At 58.0% G+C, this 16,101-nt stretch carries 13 protein-coding genes; 5 read left to right on the top strand and 8 right to left on the bottom strand.

Features of this window, described 5'->3' with window-relative positions; genetic code table 11:
- The 7 genes from Q4P78_RS02775 to Q4P78_RS02745 all read right to left on the bottom strand — a co-directional run bounded on the left by Q4P78_RS02775 (position 1) and on the right by Q4P78_RS02745 (position 8,848).
- Positions 1-1,704 (bottom strand): LpqB family beta-propeller domain-containing protein, encoded by a 1,704-nt coding sequence (locus tag Q4P78_RS02775; protein ID WP_303338788.1) that lies wholly within the window; start codon positions 1,702-1,704, stop codon positions 1-3.
- An 8-nt stretch (positions 1,705-1,712) separates the two neighbouring features.
- Positions 1,713-3,602, bottom strand: a complete 1,890-nt coding sequence (gene mtrB, locus Q4P78_RS02770) for an MtrAB system histidine kinase MtrB (protein WP_303338787.1) — start codon at positions 3,600-3,602, stop codon at positions 1,713-1,715.
- Between the two features lie 2 nt (positions 3,603-3,604).
- On the bottom strand, positions 3,605-4,318 hold the full coding sequence (locus Q4P78_RS02765; protein ID WP_303338786.1) for a response regulator transcription factor: 714 nt from the start codon (positions 4,316-4,318) through the stop codon (positions 3,605-3,607).
- A 110-nt stretch (positions 4,319-4,428) separates the two neighbouring features.
- Positions 4,429-5,784 (bottom strand): hypothetical protein, encoded by a 1,356-nt coding sequence (locus tag Q4P78_RS02760; RefSeq protein ID WP_303338785.1) that lies wholly within the window; start codon positions 5,782-5,784, stop codon positions 4,429-4,431.
- A gap of 5 nt (positions 5,785-5,789) precedes the next feature.
- Positions 5,790-6,179 (bottom strand): chorismate mutase, encoded by a 390-nt coding sequence (locus Q4P78_RS02755; protein ID WP_303338784.1) that lies wholly within the window; start codon positions 6,177-6,179, stop codon positions 5,790-5,792.
- Positions 6,180-6,284: 105 nt separating this feature from the next.
- Positions 6,285-7,475, bottom strand: coding sequence for a tRNA 2-thiouridine(34) synthase MnmA (mnmA, locus tag Q4P78_RS02750; protein WP_303338783.1), 1,191 nt, complete (start codon positions 7,473-7,475; stop codon positions 6,285-6,287).
- 146 nt (positions 7,476-7,621) lie between these two features.
- Positions 7,622-8,848 (bottom strand): cysteine desulfurase family protein, encoded by a 1,227-nt coding sequence (locus Q4P78_RS02745; RefSeq protein ID WP_303338782.1) that lies wholly within the window; start codon positions 8,846-8,848, stop codon positions 7,622-7,624.
- Between the two features lie 69 nt (positions 8,849-8,917).
- On the opposite strand from Q4P78_RS02745, the gene Q4P78_RS02740 reads away from it, so the two are divergent.
- Both Q4P78_RS02740 and Q4P78_RS02735 read left to right on the top strand, forming a co-directional pair.
- Positions 8,918-9,385, top strand: coding sequence for a tRNA (cytidine(34)-2'-O)-methyltransferase (locus Q4P78_RS02740; protein ID WP_303338781.1), 468 nt, complete (start codon positions 8,918-8,920; stop codon positions 9,383-9,385).
- Positions 9,385-9,999 carry a uracil-DNA glycosylase family protein gene (locus tag Q4P78_RS02735; RefSeq protein ID WP_303338780.1) on the top strand — a complete coding sequence of 205 codons (615 nt, stop codon included), beginning with the start codon at positions 9,385-9,387 and terminating at the stop codon, positions 9,997-9,999. The genes Q4P78_RS02740 and Q4P78_RS02735 overlap by 1 nt, the downstream gene beginning before the upstream one ends.
- A 102-nt stretch (positions 10,000-10,101) precedes the next feature.
- On the opposite strand, the gene Q4P78_RS02730 is transcribed toward Q4P78_RS02735, so the two are convergent.
- The gene (locus tag Q4P78_RS02730; RefSeq protein ID WP_303338779.1) at positions 10,102-11,403 is read right to left on the bottom strand and encodes a trypsin-like peptidase domain-containing protein; all 1,302 of its coding nucleotides are present in this window, start codon (positions 11,401-11,403) and stop codon (positions 10,102-10,104) included.
- A 155-nt stretch (positions 11,404-11,558) separates the two neighbouring features.
- Here Q4P78_RS02730 and Q4P78_RS02725 point away from each other — a divergent pair, with 155 nt between their 5' ends.
- The 3 genes from Q4P78_RS02725 (at position 11,559) to Q4P78_RS02715 (ending at position 16,015) form a co-directional block, all read left to right on the top strand.
- Positions 11,559-12,851, top strand: coding sequence for a hypothetical protein (locus Q4P78_RS02725; protein WP_303338777.1), 1,293 nt, complete (start codon positions 11,559-11,561; stop codon positions 12,849-12,851).
- Positions 12,852-13,030: 179 nt separating this feature from the next.
- Positions 13,031-15,118 (top strand): TPM domain-containing protein, encoded by a 2,088-nt coding sequence (locus Q4P78_RS02720; RefSeq protein WP_303338776.1) that lies wholly within the window; start codon positions 13,031-13,033, stop codon positions 15,116-15,118.
- Positions 15,119-15,298: 180 nt separating this feature from the next.
- Positions 15,299-16,015: a PspA/IM30 family protein gene (locus Q4P78_RS02715; protein WP_303338775.1), complete on the top strand. Its 717-nt coding sequence runs from the start codon at positions 15,299-15,301 to the stop codon at positions 16,013-16,015.
- Positions 16,016-16,101: the final 86 nt, after the last annotated feature.

Raw genomic sequence — 16,101 nt, 5'->3', positions numbered from 1 at the left:
CTAGGAAGCGTAGCTAATATAGCGCAGGGTAGCATCCAGCTGCTCCCAAGAACGCTCCGTTAGACGGTAGGAGGTACCATCGGAGGTCTGGGCGTAGATACGCTGCTCATCGGCGGCTGAGCAGTGCACCACCTGCGGCAGACGATCCAGCTTGGTCTCATCACCGCTGAGAGTGGTCACCACAATTTCGCCGCTCTCGGCATTGGACACCACCAGGGTCTGCTCTCCCGCCCAGTGCACGGTCGAGGGAGTAATAGAGCTACTCACACGCACCGAATCGGTCAGGCGCAAGGGCTTGCCGGCAGCATCGCGCACAATGCCGGAAATCAGCGCCGCCTGCACACCATCGCGAGCACCCACCATGGCAATACGAGCGCTATCGCACGCAACGGAAATACTGCTAAAGCTCAGGGAACGGCGCCAAGAGATTGCAATCTCAACGCCCTTGGTACGCTCCTCCTCATTGTTTGAGGAGGGCTTGTAGGCACGCAGGGCATCGGTACCGGCTGCGCTCCACACCCAGCCGTAACTATCCACGCAGGGCGCGGCAAGGTTTTGCCCCTCGCGCACCAGCTGGGGGCGATCATCGACAATCGTATACAGCTGGGTGCGCTGCTGAGCCAGGGTCGCCACGGTGAGCACCGGCGCGTCATCCTTGCTAAAGGCGGGCATGAGCGCGCCGGACACGCGGGCTTTAATATCGTATTCGCTGCTCTCGTCCTCGGGGCTATCGCGCAGTACCAGCATGCCGTCGTTGAGAGCAATCACCCTATTATTAGCGGTCAGGTTCATCTGAGCGGGCACAAATTCACCCGGCACCTGCACGCTACGTTCGTTATAGCGCACCTGCACATCGCGCAGATGGCTGAAATTGCGCATAACAAATTGCACCTGCTGGCGCAGGCGCGCCTGGGTGAGGGTATTGAGTTCCGTACCTTGAATCCACAGTGTAATTTCCGCACTATTTTCTGGATTGTAGTCAATGCTGCTCAGGTTCATTTCCGCCTGGGCAGTATTAATGACAGCGCCCTGCAGATACTTTGCAGGGCCCGCGCACAGGGTCGTAAATAGCGTCTGAACAATGCTGGGCACATCTTCGCGGCGCACAAACCAGCGGATATCGGGCACCACGGCTTTATAGGCGGGGTCGTAGAAGTACAGGCGGTAGGGGCTGACCAGGGCGTTGAATTCCTGGGCGTCCACCCACAGGCCGTTAGGGCAGGCGCTAATACGCCACTGTCCCTCCACCTGCACCAGGGTCATTTCATAATGCTCGGGTACGGGTGAAGGCACGGATTGGATAATGCCGCGCGCATCCAGGGTTGCGTTTTGAATCACGCTCATACGATAAATATCGCTATTTTCCTGACCCACAACACTCGCGGTTTTATCGTATAGGCGCGTAATTTCTTCCGGGCGCCAGCGGGCGGCACACTCGGCGGTCAAAAACTCGCGGGCAATCTCAAAATTACCGATCGGATCAGCACCGGCACGAATAAAACCCTCAATAATATCAGCGGGCTTAGCGTCCGCCTGAGGACCCACGGCGCGCGAGACGCTAGCATCTCCATTAGAAGGAGCAGAACGCTGATAGCGTTCCACCCCCTTAGAGAGCGGAATACCCGCGCAAGCGCTCAGAGACAGGCCACCGGCAATCAGGGCAGAGAGCGCCAGAAACTCACGGCGAGAGCAATGCTTATTCATACTCTCCCCTACTTTCCGCCCGTAGAATCGGTAATTCCATAGGAACTAGAGCTCTGAGCCGCCGACTGCGCAGATTCCTGCGCTGCGGTGGAGCTCTCCTGGGAGGCACGAGGCACCTGGCGGGTTGCGCGCGCACCGGTAGCCGCCTTGGCAGCACCGGCAATACCGGTACCGTCTACCGGCATACCCGGCTCCACATCGCCGGTAATCAGCACCGGGGAAGCACCCATGGGCTGATTCTGGTGCAGGGGCACATTCACGGTAAAGCAGGCACCGCGGTCGGGCTGACCCCAGGCGGTAACCGTACCGTTGTGCAGGCGCACATCCTCGGCGGTAATGGACAGACCCAAACCGGTACCGCCCAGGGTGCGCTTACGCGAAGTATCGGCACGCCAGAAACGGTTAAAGACCTGAGCTGCCTGTTCCTCGGTCAGACCCACACCGTGATCGCGCACCGCAATACCTAGGGTATTACGGCTGGTTGCCATGTACACGTCAATGGGTCGAGATTCGCTGTGCTCAATGGCGTTAAAGAGCAGATTACGCAGCACGCGTTCCATACGCACACGATCCACATCAGCCATAATGCGCGGGGCGCTGGCGTGAATACGCACCTTGGTATTAGTGCGCTCCAGATGAGGCAGAGCCTGCTGCATAACATCCTGCAGAATCTGCAACACATCCTCGGTCTGAGGGTTCAGGGTTGCACTACCGGCGTCAAAACGCGAGATTTCCAGCAGATCTTTAAGCATGGAATCAAAACGATCCACCTGCTTATAGAGCAGCTCCACACCGCGCACCTGAGCCGCCGGCAGGGAATCGCGGCGACAGTAAAGCATCTCGGAGCTAAGCTGAATGGTGGTCAACGGGGTACGCAGCTCATGGGACACATCGGAGACGAAGCGCTGCTGCAGAGTCGAGAGCTGTTCCAGCTGTTCAATCTGCTCCTGCAGGCTATCTGCCATCTTATTGAAGGAAATACCCAAACGCGCCGCCTGGTGCTTACCGCGCACGCGCACACGCTGGCTCAGATCGCCCTCGGAAAGACGCTCAGCAGTAATCGCAGTGACCGTAATCGGGCGCACCACCATACGGGTTACCAACCACACAATGGTCAACACGACTACCAGCAGCACGGAAAAACCGGTCACCAGCACGTAGTTAATGCGGGTAATGGTCGTGGAGGTTTCGCTCATATCGTAGATGACGAAAGCACCGTAGTAGGGGTTCTGCGGAATGCTCAGGCGCTTACCGACAATCATCATCGGCTTGGTTTCATAGCGGCCATTATCATTGCGCACTTCCACCTGAACGGTCTGGTAGTACACGCCATCATCTACCAGCACCTGCTTTTTCAGGCTCTCGGGAATAATGGAGCCATCCAGAGTGCGGTTACTCTGCTGTTCGGGAATAAAGCCGCGCGCACCCTGGCCGTCCAGCTGGGTCAGCGCCCAGTTGCGGCTCTTGCTATTCGTATCGGGTTTGAGCACAGTCAGAGCGCGACCCACATCTCGAGTCAGCTCATTATCGCTGCGGGAGGTGCGCGAATCAATCACGCTTTGAACATTGCTAAAACCACCGCTGGCTTCACTCAGAGCCTGGTCACGCTGATTCTCAAAAAGACCCGTAGCAATCTGATTAGAAATCGACGTACCCACCAACATAAAGGCGAGAATCATCAGCGCGCCCGAAGAGGTCAGGGCGCGAAACTGCAGGGATTGGGACCAGGCGCGGCGCAGCAGAGAACCCCAGCGGAAGAAACGGGAGCGTTTCTTCTCCTCGCTGGGGGTCTCGGCAGCGGGTACGGGCACGGTTTGTGCCTCCACCAGCGGAGAATCCACCGGGGAGGATGCGCTCTGCGGCCCAGGCTCAGAGGAAAGCAGCGGCTGGGAGCTCACGCCTAGCGTTCCGCTCCGCCCGCGGCACCAATTGCCTCACTGGGAATCTTATAGCCAATACCGCGCACGGTCTGGATCACGGCGGGGGCACCCACCTCGTCAAACTTGGCGCGTAGGCGCTGCATATGAACACTGACCAGCGGGTCGTTGGGCTCATCATAACCCCACACGCTGTGCAGCAGCTCGGAGCGGCTAATGGCCTGACCGGGACGGCGCAATAGTGCCACCAGCAGATCAAATTCGGTGGGGGTCATCATAATTTCGGTGTCGCCGTAGTGCACGGTGCGACCGTCCATATCCACCACGGCATCTCCAACGCGCACTACCAGCTGACGGCTTTCGCGCGGGCGCAGGCGGGTGCGGATACGTGCAAAGAGCTCCTCGAATTTGAAGGGTTTTGCCATATAGTCATCGGCGCCCACCTCGAGACCGCGCACAACATCTTTGGTTTCGGTCTTGGCGGTGAGCATAATAATCGGAACATCGGATGCCGCGCGGATTTCCTGGCAGACTTCAATGCCGTCTTTATCGGGCAGCATAATGTCCAGCAGTACCAGATCCGGGGTATGCCTCATGAACTCGTCAAATGCACGACCGCCATTTTCGCAGGTCACGGTGTTATAACCTTCCTGCGCGAGCAGGATGCTCAACATTTCCGAGAGCTCGTCGTTATCTTCCACGAGCAGGATCGTAGGGCTTTCGTGGGTGGAGGACATAGGGTATCCCTTTCTTCAGGCTCGCGCGGGCAAGCGTTCCTCTCATAATCCTAGCGTGTCTTGAGCTAATTCGACACTTTCGGCGCGCAAATGCTCATGCCGGGTATTGTTTATGCCTCTGCCGCTATCTCGGTGAGCACCCGTGCGAACTCCACCGAGCGTGCCAGGGTCGCGGTGGCGTCCTGAATGCTCAGCTCGGTCATAGTAGCGGAGTTTTCCTCGCTCACACTGATGCGGGAGAGTAACGCGGGGTCAGCTCCCACGGCATTGAGCATGGAGTAGAGGGCTCGGGCGCGCTGAGGAATGGAGGCGGGTTTGTGCTTATCTCGGATATGATCGACCACTGGCAGACGCAGGCGTGCCCCGGCTTCTAGCAGAGCCACGGCGGATTCCCAGCGGCGCGCGTCGCTCAGGGGTGCGGCGCTCATTCTGCTGGTGGAGGCGCGATCCGGGGAGAAAATCATCTCGGGTGCTTCTACTCCCCTGTCCTCAGATTCAGCATTGGGTAAAGAATCGACGGTAGGCGCAGCTTCGGCAGTAGCCACAGCGCCACTCATGGCTCGGTACAGTGCCATGGCATCCAGACCGGGCTTAGCCAAGGCGCTATCAGAAGGACCGATCACAGCATTGCCGTCCACATTCAGGCTCAGAGACACCCCGTGTTCCGCCGCGATCAAGGCGTAGCGCGCGTAGAGTTCTTCCAGCTCAGGCATGGGTACAGAACGCACCCGGCTGTAGCCGCTAGAACTACGTATAGAACCCAAATGAGCCGCCAGCAGATCGGGTTCAATCAGCTCCAGGTTGAGGGGCACGTGCGCAGCATCCAATGCCTCTCGCAGCCGAGCAAAAACACTCGGCAGGCAGTAGAGCATAGAGTCCACGGTATCCCGCCAGGCGCCGCGATCGGAGAGCACTGCCTCGCCGCGCGGCAGATGCATCCGAGCCCCCAGGCTCACCGGACCCAGCAGCGCCAGGTTCAGCGACCCTTGCCAGGGAACACCGGCACGCTCAGAGAGACGACCGGCGGCATCGGCAAGCATATTAATATCGGAGTCCCAGCTCAGGCGCGCTAGATGAGCATCTTTAGAACGCACCGAGGAGCCGCCAAAACTGAGGCGCCAACCGGATTCGCCAATATCATAATCCATGCCTTCCAATTGAGCCACGGTACGGCTGAGCAGGCTATAGCGCCAGCCGCGCGCAGGCAGCAGAGCCAATGCCGGAATATTCGGGGCGCCCAGCTCACCCAGCATGCGATATTGGGCCTCTCTCTGAGAGTCCCCGGGAAAGAAACCGCTGGTGGTGGCGTGGACCGTGGGCGTGCCTTCAATAAGGCGCGAAAGAATCTCTTCTTCCTCGGGCGCGCGGTATTCACCCGGCAGGCTCAAACGTGCAGGGGTATTCGGTGCCCCATCAGCATGCTGGGGGTTCCCGCTGAGATTGCGGGTTGAAAAGGCAGCGGGCATGAGCTCTAAGCTGTCTTTTCAGAGCTACTGACAGCGTCTTCTAGCGTTTCCGGAGCTTCAGAGAGGTGATGGGCAGCAATATGCTCATGGTGACGAATCACCTCGGAAATAATGAAATTCAGGAACTTCTCGGCAAACTCCGGGTCGAGGTTCGCCTCCTTAGCCATGGAGCGCAGGCGCGCAATCTGTGCCTCTTCTCGGCCGGGGTCGCCCGCGGGCAGATTGTGCTGAGCCTTGAGCACACCCACACGCTGAGTCGCTCGGAAACGCTCGGCGAGAATATGCACCAGTGCCGCATCGAAATTATCAATGGAGGCGCGCATAGCAAAGAGCTCTTCGTATACTTCCGGCGCGACTTCATCTCCCATAGAGGTGGCGTGCGGGTCGAAGGTCATGGTGTTCTCCTTGATCGGGGTCTTTGGCTCTAGCCTAAAACCTCACAGAGCTATAAGGCTTCAGAGGCGCGCTTATCTCAGCGCGCCGGCTCTCATAGCGTGGGTCTAAGCGTTAATATCCTCGCGTGCCAGGGAATAGGCTCGGGAAATGGTGGACTGGCCCAGCACGCGGGTGCCCTGGTAGAGCACCATGGTCTGACCGGGTGCCACACCCGAGAGGGGACCTTGCAGACGCACCACGGTCTCCAGGCGCAGCTGGCCTTCCTGACCGGCGTCCTGATTCTCAGCCCACTCCATATGAGCAATACCGGGCACGGGGTCGGCGTGAGCGCGCACCTGAGAGGTCACCTCGAACTCGGCGCTGCGGGCACCCAGCTCGGGCTCGCGCGCCAAAAATTCGGCTGCCTCTGCCACTGGAACGCCCGCCCAGGTGGCACGAATACCGCGGATTTCATCTACCGCCAGCAGTTCGCGGGATCCAACGATCACTTCGTTTTCCTTGGGGCGCACTTCCAGCACGAAACGGGGCTTGCCGTCCGGTGCGGGGCGTCCCAGAGCCAGGCCCTTACGCTGGCCGACGGTATATGCCTGGGAGCCGGGGTGCTCACCGAGCACATTGCCGGCGGTGTCCTTAATCAGACCCGGGCGCAGCTGAATATGATCGCCCAGCCAGGCGCGGGTATCGCCCTCGGGAATAAAGCAAATATCGTAGGAGTCGGGCTTCTTAGCCACGGAGAAACCGCGCTCGGCTGCCTCGGCACGCACCTCATCCTTAGAGGGGGTATCCGCCAGGGGGAACCAGGCGTGCTTGAGCTGCTCGTGGGTAAGCACGCCGAGCACATACGACTGGTCCTTAGCCCAGGTCGCGGCGCGGTGCAGCTCGCGATTGCCGTCTTCATTGGTAATCACGCGGGCGTAGTGGCCGGTCACCACAGCGTCAAAGCCCAGCTGCACGGCACGCTCGAGCAGGGCAGCGAACTTAATCTTTTCATTGCAGCGCATGCAGGGGTTGGGGGTTCGACCGGCTTCATATTCGCTAATGAAGTCGTCCACCACATCTTCCTTGAAACGCTCGGAGAAGTCCCAGACGAAGAAGGGGATGCCCAACTGGGAACAGACACGGCGGGCGTCCATGGAGTCTTCCAGGGTGCAGCAGCCGCGGGAGCCGGTGCGCAGGGTTCCGGGCATGCGGGAGAGCGCCAGGTGTACGCCCACCACCTCGTGGCCGGCGTCTACGGCGCGGGCTGCCGCCACGGCGGAGTCTACGCCGCCGCTCATTGCAGCAAGAATCTTCATGGAGTGTCCTTTATCTAGGTGCCCGCTTTTCGGCTATCTGCGAGCGTTCGGCTTTCTATTGTACGTGCGAGGCGCGCGAGGCAATAGTTAGGCGGTGCCTAGAAGCCGTGAAGTTCGCTCGGGGCTATGCCGGGGATAGGTACTATTTAGCCGTACCAGCGGGAGGCATCCGGCAGCTGGGAGGAAAGCCCCGCCTTGGCTGCCTGGGTGTAGGCGCCCGGTAGTGCCGCTAGCAGGGTTGCGATATCTTCGGCGGTGCTGCTGTGCCCCAGGGTAAAACGCTGTGCGCTGCGGGCGGTGTCTTCATCCATACCCATGGCAATTAGCACATGGGAGGGTCGGGTGACCCCGGCATTGCACGCCGAGCCGGTGGAAGTTGCAATACCCTGCATATCCAGAAGGAAAAGCAGAGTGTCGCCCTCGGCGTTTTCAAAGGTAAAGTGCGCATTGGAGGGCAGGCGCTTTTGCCCCGGGTATTCCTCATCCAGGGGGTTCGGGCCGGAAAGATGAGCCTGGGGAATGGTTGCCTGCACCGCTGCCACCAGCTCATTACGCAGGGCGGCAATACGGCGAGATTCTTCCTCCAGGTGCGCAATCACGTGCTCAGCTGCCTCACCAAAACCGGCAATAGCCGGGGCGTCAATGGTTCCTGAGCGCACGGCTCGTTCCTGACCGCCACCGTGCAGCACGGGGGTCATATCGGCGCTGCGGGTAGCGATCAGTGCGCCCACACCCATGGGGCCGCCGATCTTGTGGGCGGAAATCGCCATGGTAGTAACACCGGATTTGCGGAAATTAATGGGTACGGCACCAAATGCCTGCACAGCGTCGGTGTGTACGGGAATACCGTATTCTGCGGCAATGGCGGCAATCTGCGCCACGGGCTGAATAGTTCCCACCTCATTATTGGCCCACATAACGGTTACCAGGGCAACGTCCGCAGGGTTGCGCTCAATCAGCTCGCGCACCGTTTCGGGGTTGACCGTGCCGGTGTTATCTACCGGAATCCAGTCCAGCTGTGCGCCCTGTTCCTTGTGCAGCCATTCGGCGGTTTCTTCCACCGCATGGTGTTCAATGGAGGAAACAATCAGGCGGGTACGCGCCGGGTCTGCGGCGCGGCGCTTGAAGTACATGCCCTTAATCGCCTGGTTATCGGCCTCGGTACCTCCGGAGGTAAAGATCACCTCGGCGGCATCGCAGCCAATGGCTCGGGCTATGCGTTCGCGTGCGTACTCGACCGTGGCTCGTGCATCTCGTCCCGCGCTGTGCAGGGAGGAGGGGTTTCCACCGGCGCGCATCTGTTCCACCATGGTCTGTAGGGCAGCGGGCAGAATATCGGTGGTTGCGGCATGGTCTAGGTATACACGGCTCATAGCTTCATTGTATCGCGCTCTTTAAGCTCTATGCCGCGAGCGCAGAAGCTCAGGGAGTACACTGAAGGGGTGTTTAAAATTTTGTTCTATACCCCTGAAATTCCGGGCAATACCGGTAATGCTATCCGTTTGGCTGCTGTGACCGGTGCCGAGCTGCACCTGGTGGAGCCCCTGGGTTTTAATTTTGAGAATGCTCATCTGCGCCGTGCGGGTTTGGATTACCATGACCTGGCGGTGGTCACGGTTCATAAGACTCTAGAGGATGCTTGGGAGGCTCTGGCGCCTGCCCGCGTGTTCGCTTTTACTACCACGGCTAAGACCTCCTATGCGGATATCCAATATCGTCCCGGGGATGTGCTCATGTTCGGTCCCGAGTCGGTGGGGCTGCCGCAGGATGTTCAGAACGATCCCCATATTACCCAGCGTGTAAAGATTCCCATGGCGCCGGGCCGCCGCTCTCTGAATCTTGCCAATGCTGCCGCTCTTGCCACCTATGAGGCGTGGCGTCAGAACAGTTTTGAGGGAGGCGCCATCTAGTGGCTTCTCTCTTTGTTCCGCCCACGGTCACTGAGCTGCCTACCCCGCCCTTCTGGTCCGAGGTTAAGGCTGACCCCGCCAATGTGCAGTTCACCGCGCAGGGTTGGGAGCCTATTTATACCGCCTCTCCCACCGCCACGCTGGTGATTATTGGTCAGGCACCGGGTATTAAAGCGCAAGAGTCTCAGGTGGCGTGGAATGATGCCAGCGGCAAGAATCTGCGTTCTTGGTTAGGTATTGAGGAGAGTGTTTTTTACGATCCGGCTCAGGTTGCTCTGCTGCCGATGGATTTCTATTTCCCGGGTAAGGGCAAGAGTGGGGATAAGCCTCCGCGTAAGGATTTCGCGCCAACCTGGCACCCGCGCATTCTGGAGCAGATGCCCAATGTTCAGCTGACTCTTCTGATTGGTCAGTACGCTCAGAAGCATTATTTAGGCAAGAGCGCTCAGAAGAATCTGACCGAGACGGTGCGTGCTTTTGCGGACTACGGCCCGGAGTTTATGCCGCTGGTGCATCCTTCTCCCCTGAATTTCCGTTGGCAGAAGGCGAACCCCTGGTTTGAGGAACAGGTTATTCCGGCTCTGCGCGAGCGCGTGGCACAGGTTTTAGCCTAGTCTCTGGCTGGATATAGCGTGAAAGGAAGGGGGGCTGAGTAAGATATGAATCTTACTCAGCCCCCTGTGCGTTATTGAGGGTGTATACCTCTCGGCTGGTTTTTAGGAGTCGGCGGTACCCATGGTCACGGTAACTTCCTTGACCTCATTACCATTGCGGATCTTAAACTTCATCTGCTGATTCGGAGCGGAGGCACGTACTGCCGCGTTGAGGTATTCAGCACTATCAATGCGGTGACCGTCTACCTCAACGACCACGTCGCCGTCCTTCAAGCCGGCATTTGCTGCCGGGGATCCGCTAGAGATGCTGCCCAGCTTCGCTCCGCCCTTGATGATCTTTGCGGTACCGCTTTCAGTCTGTGCGTTAGCATCCTCAACGCTAGCGCCCAGCTTACCGTGGCTTGCCTTGCCGTTCTTAATAATCTCATCGGCAATACGCTTGGCGTAGTTTCCGGGAATAGCGTAGCTAATACCCGCTGCCTGTCCCTGGGTGTTGTTATTAATTTCGATTTGGGCGTTTACGCCGATCTGCTCGCCCTTAATATTGACCAGCGGGCCGCCGGAGTTACCGTGGCTCAGAGCGGAGTCGGTCTGCAGCATGGGGATATAGCTCTTGCCGTCCATAGGCTTACCCAGACGCCAGGTATTGGAGATAATACCGGTGGTCACGGTATTTTCCAGGCCCAGGGGTGATCCCAGGGTCAGAACTTCATCACCGGTAACAGTTTTCGAGGAATCGCCAAAAGGCATGGGCGTAAGGTCCAAACCGGTGGTGTCTACCTTGACTACGGCGATATCTGCGGTCAAATCTTTACCAACCAGCTTAGCGCTGCGCACGGTACCGTCGGTAAAACGAACCTCGAAAATATCGAGGTTGCTCTCTTTCGAGGAGCCGGAAACCACGTGAGCATTGGTCATAATATGGCCTTCTTTATCCATAATGGAGCCGGTACCTCGGCCTACGGTGCTCGCAGAATTATTGGCACCATATACGGTCACGGTCGACTGCAAAGCTTTCTTAGAGGTTTCAGTAATCTGAGTGGGGTTCTGGGAGGTGGGCAGGTTGGAATTATTAGATACAGCCACGCTGCTTGCCGAGGAGTTGGGGGTACCGTGGCCGACTAGCGCACCGGTTCCTGCGCCAACACCGGCGCCGACCAGGGCGGCTAGCAGGGCACTGGTGGCGACAATGCCCGCGCCGTACTTCTTCTGGGGTGCAGGCTGTACGGGAGCCATCGGGCGGGGGCCGTTAAAGCCGGGCTGGGGGCCGTAACCGGGGCGTGCCTGCTGCTGATATCCGGGGGCGCTCTGGCTGGGTACGTTCTGACCGGGGTAGGGCTGGGAGGATTGTCCAGAAATAATATTGGGGTTGGACTGCTGATTGGACCAATTGGGCTGGCTCATGATTCTCCTTCGTGCACGAGGCTCTATCGGTGATATTGCTACGGGTAGTTCTTTACCCTACTACTTTACGCAATCTTTGGTAGCTTTATACCCTCTTTAGTACAGATTGCGCCGGGGAGTTTACCCAAAATTTCCTGAGTGTTTCCTGCAAGAGCGTGAATCTATACACTGAATATATGGCGTCCTTTTCTCCCCGTTCCTTCTTCTCGTCGCCCTTCTCCCCCGCTTCTTTCGGTGCGCGTTGGGAGTGCGAGGGCGATGCTCTTGTGATTGATATGGTGCCGAGTAAAGTTTCTGAGCGTGCCTTAGAGCCGGGGCTAATCAATTGGTGGAGTGCCGCAGAGGATGAGCAGCGTGAGGTCTGCGCACGCTATCTTGATATGGCTCAACGCGCCTGCGAGCTAGTGCTCCTTTGGCGTACCGGGGCGCACCGTTTGGGTGCCGCCCGCTCGCCGTTTAAGGGGGTTCCTCAGGATGTGCACGCTCTGCTGATTCCCCTGCTTGATTCTGCCCGAACCACTTATTTTTCTCTCCTCACGGCTGAGGAGCAGCGGCTGAAAGAAGAGCTTGCCCAGCTGGTTTTGGGGCGCTGTTTAATGGTGCTGCTCTATGCTTCGCGTATTGAAATTAGCTCAGATTTCTATCGTTTTGGTATTGCCTCTCCCTTGCCATCCAGCGTGGATTCTCAACTGCGCACGCTGGATAATTTGCTGGTAAACGTAGATCAGGCTCTGGATTCTTTAGCTCCGGCGGAGAATGGGCACGGTGCCTTTAGCGTAGCCCGCGCGCTCTATAGCGCTCTTGACTCTCTTGTGCGCCAGTTGGACTCGTTTGAACCGGATCTGCGTTTTTGTGTACATACTCTAGTCCAGGCGGGACTAAATTCTCTGGTGACGTGGGCTCGGCTCGCCCGTGATCATCCCGCGTCTCTTCATCTCTCTGTACCTGTCCTGAAAGTGGAGTGTATAGATTGGGACAATCTCTGCTCCACCACTATGGACAATCTTGATCTAAGAACTCAGGATATTGTCGATTCTGCTGAGTACTTCCACGCCTATTCGGCCGCTCTTGAAAGCGCGATTATCGCCAGTGTTTCCCTCACCTGGGATGACATACGAAGCGATGCATGTGCGACGCTAGCTGCTCTAAGCGCCGATATCCTCACCTATGACAAGCTCAATAATCCTACTCTGTCCCACTATTGGGCGTTCGAGTATCAGGATTTGGAGAGTCGAGCCCCCGAGAGCGAATTTTCTGATAGCGCTCATACAATGCCCAATCGCCTCTACGCCGCCGAGCCTTGGAGGCTGGATTTACGTCAAGATTCCCGTACCCAGCGGCAGCTCTCCTGTACCCTACGTGTGCATTCCAGGCTCAAAGACTTACCTCCCTTTATACCCGCGCCGCAGACTCTACGCGGGTCTTTTATTGGCTCTACTCTGAGCTAAATATCCCGTCATAGTCTCGTTTTCTCTTAGGTTGTCAGGGGGTGGCACGTACAATAAAAGGGAGGTATTCTGTGCCCGCTGCTCTCCCGGTGCTCTCGAGGCTCTCCTGAGAGTTCTTCGAAAATAGCCGCGCGCTCGGGCACCACCACACCGCTTTAGGCTTTACCGGAAAGGTCACTATGTCCCAGCCACGCCGTTCTTTCTCCGCCATTGTGCCCCACCGCGCGCGCTCTCTGCGTGCCCTTGGAGCCGGTAGCCTCGCTCTGGGCTTGAGCCTAGCGCCCATTGCCTTCACCTCGAGCATGCCCGCAGCCTATGCGGCAACCCCGGCGGCATTTAGCAATAGCCTGGTGGATCAGAGCAATGTGCTCTCCAATGCTTCCAGCCTGCGCACGGATCTCACATCCCTTGCCAATGACAAGGGCGTCTACCTGCACGTGGTCATTGTGGATACCTTTGACTCCCCCTCCAATAACGCCGAGTGGACCAAGGAACTGGCAAAGAAAAACGGGTGGGGTTCTGCCGATGTGGTGCTGGCTATTGCTTCCAAGAGCCGCCAATTCTATTTCTACGCGCTGAGCTCCAAGCATCTGTCCTCTTCTCAGGTGCAGACCATTACCCAGGAAAAGATTCGCCCCAAGCTCGCCTCCAATGATTGGGATGGCGCGGTCAAGGCAGCTATTGACGGGGTACGTTCGGCAAAGAACGGTTCCCTGAAGACCAGCTCCTCCGGTGTTGTTGCCGGTGCTCTGGCGGTTGGTGCCCTGGGTGTTGCCGGCGGTGCGGGCTACTACCTATACACTCGCCGCCGCAAGGATAAGCAGCACAATGCCCCCTATAACCGCTACGGCTACGCCAACCCCGGCTACAGTGTGCCTCAGGTGTCCATTACTCAGCTGAAGACCCAGGCGGGTTCAGCTCTGGTCACTGCAGATAATACTATGCTGCGCGCCCAGCAGGAGCTGGAATTTGCGCGCGCCATGTACGGGGATGCGGCGGTTGCCGAGTTCTCCGCTCAGCTGCAGCGTGCCCAGGAGCTGATGAACGCCTCCTTCCACCGTCAGCGTCTGCTCGAGGATGATGTGCCCGATACCGAGGCAGAGCAGCGCGCATGGTACACCGAGATTATTGAAAACTCTCAGAAGATCGCTGAGATCTCTGCTGAGCAGGATCAGAAGCTGGGTGTTCTGCGCAATCTGGAGCAGGACGCCCCGGCTCTACTGGATCGTCTGGAATCCCAGCTGCCGGAACTCACTACGCTGATTCACAATGCCAAGAGCCAGTACCAGCAGCTGGGTTCCCTCTACACTTCCTCGGCGCTGGCTCCGGTGGCTCATACCCCCGAACTGCTGGATTCCAACTACTCCCTAACCGGTGAGGAGATTAAGACGGCGCGTAGCCTGCTGCCCGTCTCTCGTTCGGAGGCTGTGACTCATTTGCGTACGGCTGAAGAGGCCGCTCAGCAGGTACGTTCTCTCTCACAGAGCCTGATTGATTTTGCACGCACTCAGGAAGAGGCACAGCAGAATCTGGAGACCGCTGTGCTGGCTCTGCGCCGCGATATTGCTCAGGCTCAGGCGCTGGGAGATACGGATCGTCAGCTGGCGGCGCGTGCTGCCGGTATGGGTGCTGTGGTGGATCAGATTCAGCAGCAGGCGTCTCAGCGCCCCAATGACCCGGTGACTCTGATTGCACAGCTGTCTAAGCTCAGCGAGGATTTGAATGAGTCCCTGGCTGCTCAGCGTAGCCAGCAGGATCGCGAGCGCGCCGCGGCTGCAGATGTTGATAAGGTGCTGCAGCAGGCGCGTATTCAGGTGGAAAGTGCCCGCACTTTTATTAATAATCGTCGCGGTTCGGTGGGTGCTCGTGCCCGCACGGCTCTTTCCGAGGCGGAGCAGCATCTTGCCAGTGCTCAGCGTCAGGTGAGCTCTAATCCTCTGGGCGCTCACCAATCGGCTGAGCGCGCGATTAATATGGCGATTGAGGCTCAGAATTCCGCCTCGGATGATGTCACCGGCTACTATCAGCAGCACTCGAATAATTCCGGCGGTAGCGATTTCTTTGGCGGGGATAATTTCGCCAAGGGTATGCTGCTGGGTACTCTACTCAACTGGGGTTCTTCCTCTAGCGCCTGGGGTTCGAGTCACTCCGGCTCCTCCGGTTGGAGTTCCTCGGATTCAATCTGGAGCTCCTCGGGCTCCGATTGGGGCGGAGGCGGCGGCTGGGGTGGTGACTCCGGCGGTTCCGGCGACGGCGGCTCCTTCTAAATTTTTTCGGCAAGTATTGCGTTTTTCCTCTAGAGTGTCAGAAGCCGGTCATATATTATTTTCACAACGAAGCGGCGTATTGCTCCCAGCAAATACGCAGCTAACTATCAGATACTAAAGGTATAGAGCGTACGGCGCGAACATCAGGGTTCGCTCTCGGCTCTGAAGAAAGGTATAACAATGGCTAAGCAGTCTATTTTCGGTCGTATCGCCCAGCTGGCAAAGGCAAATATCAACGCTCTGCTGGACGCCGCTGAAGACCCCCAGAAGATGCTCGACCAGATGGTTCGCGACTACACCGACAATATTCGCGAAGCTGAGGCAGCAATCGCCCAGACCATCGGCAACCTGCGCCTGCTCGAGCAGGACCACGCCGAAGACGTCAAGGAAGCAGCTGAATGGGGCACCAAGGCCCTGGCTGCCTCCAATAAGGCAGATGAGTTCCGCGCAGCTGGTGACATTGCCAACGCCGATAAGTTCGACAACCTGGCAAAGATCGCCCTTGGCAAGCAGATGCAGTCCGAGAAGGAAGCCAAGGCAGCTGAGCCCCAGATTGCCGCTCAGACTCAGGTCGTGGCTCAGCTCAAGGACGGTCTGTCCAAGATGCACGCTAAGCTTGATGAACTCAAGACCAAGCGCGATGAGCTCAACGCTCGCCAGAAGACCGTTCAGGCTCAGGCTCAGGTAGCGGATGCTCTGAAGGCATTCGACGTTATGGATCCCACCAGCGAAGTTGCTCGCTTCGAAGAGAAGGTTCGCCGCGAGGAGGCTCGCGTAATGGGTCAGCAGGAGCTGGCTGCTTCTTCTATCGACGCTCAGTTCAACGATCTGGAAGAGCTGGGTCGCCAGAGCGAGCTGGATGCCCGTCTGGCAGCTCTGAAGGCTCAGAACTCCTAATCTCCCGCGCATTGTATAGCGCATAGGATAATGCCCCGGCAGGAAAACCTGCCGGGGCATCATCGTTCACATCATTGGTTCTTGGA

The sequence above is a fragment of the Rothia sp. (in: high G+C Gram-positive bacteria) genome (genome assembly GCF_030540545.1).
Lineage (GTDB): Bacteria > Actinomycetota > Actinomycetes > Actinomycetales > Micrococcaceae > Rothia.
This window is presented reverse-complemented; position numbering and strand designations above follow the sequence as displayed.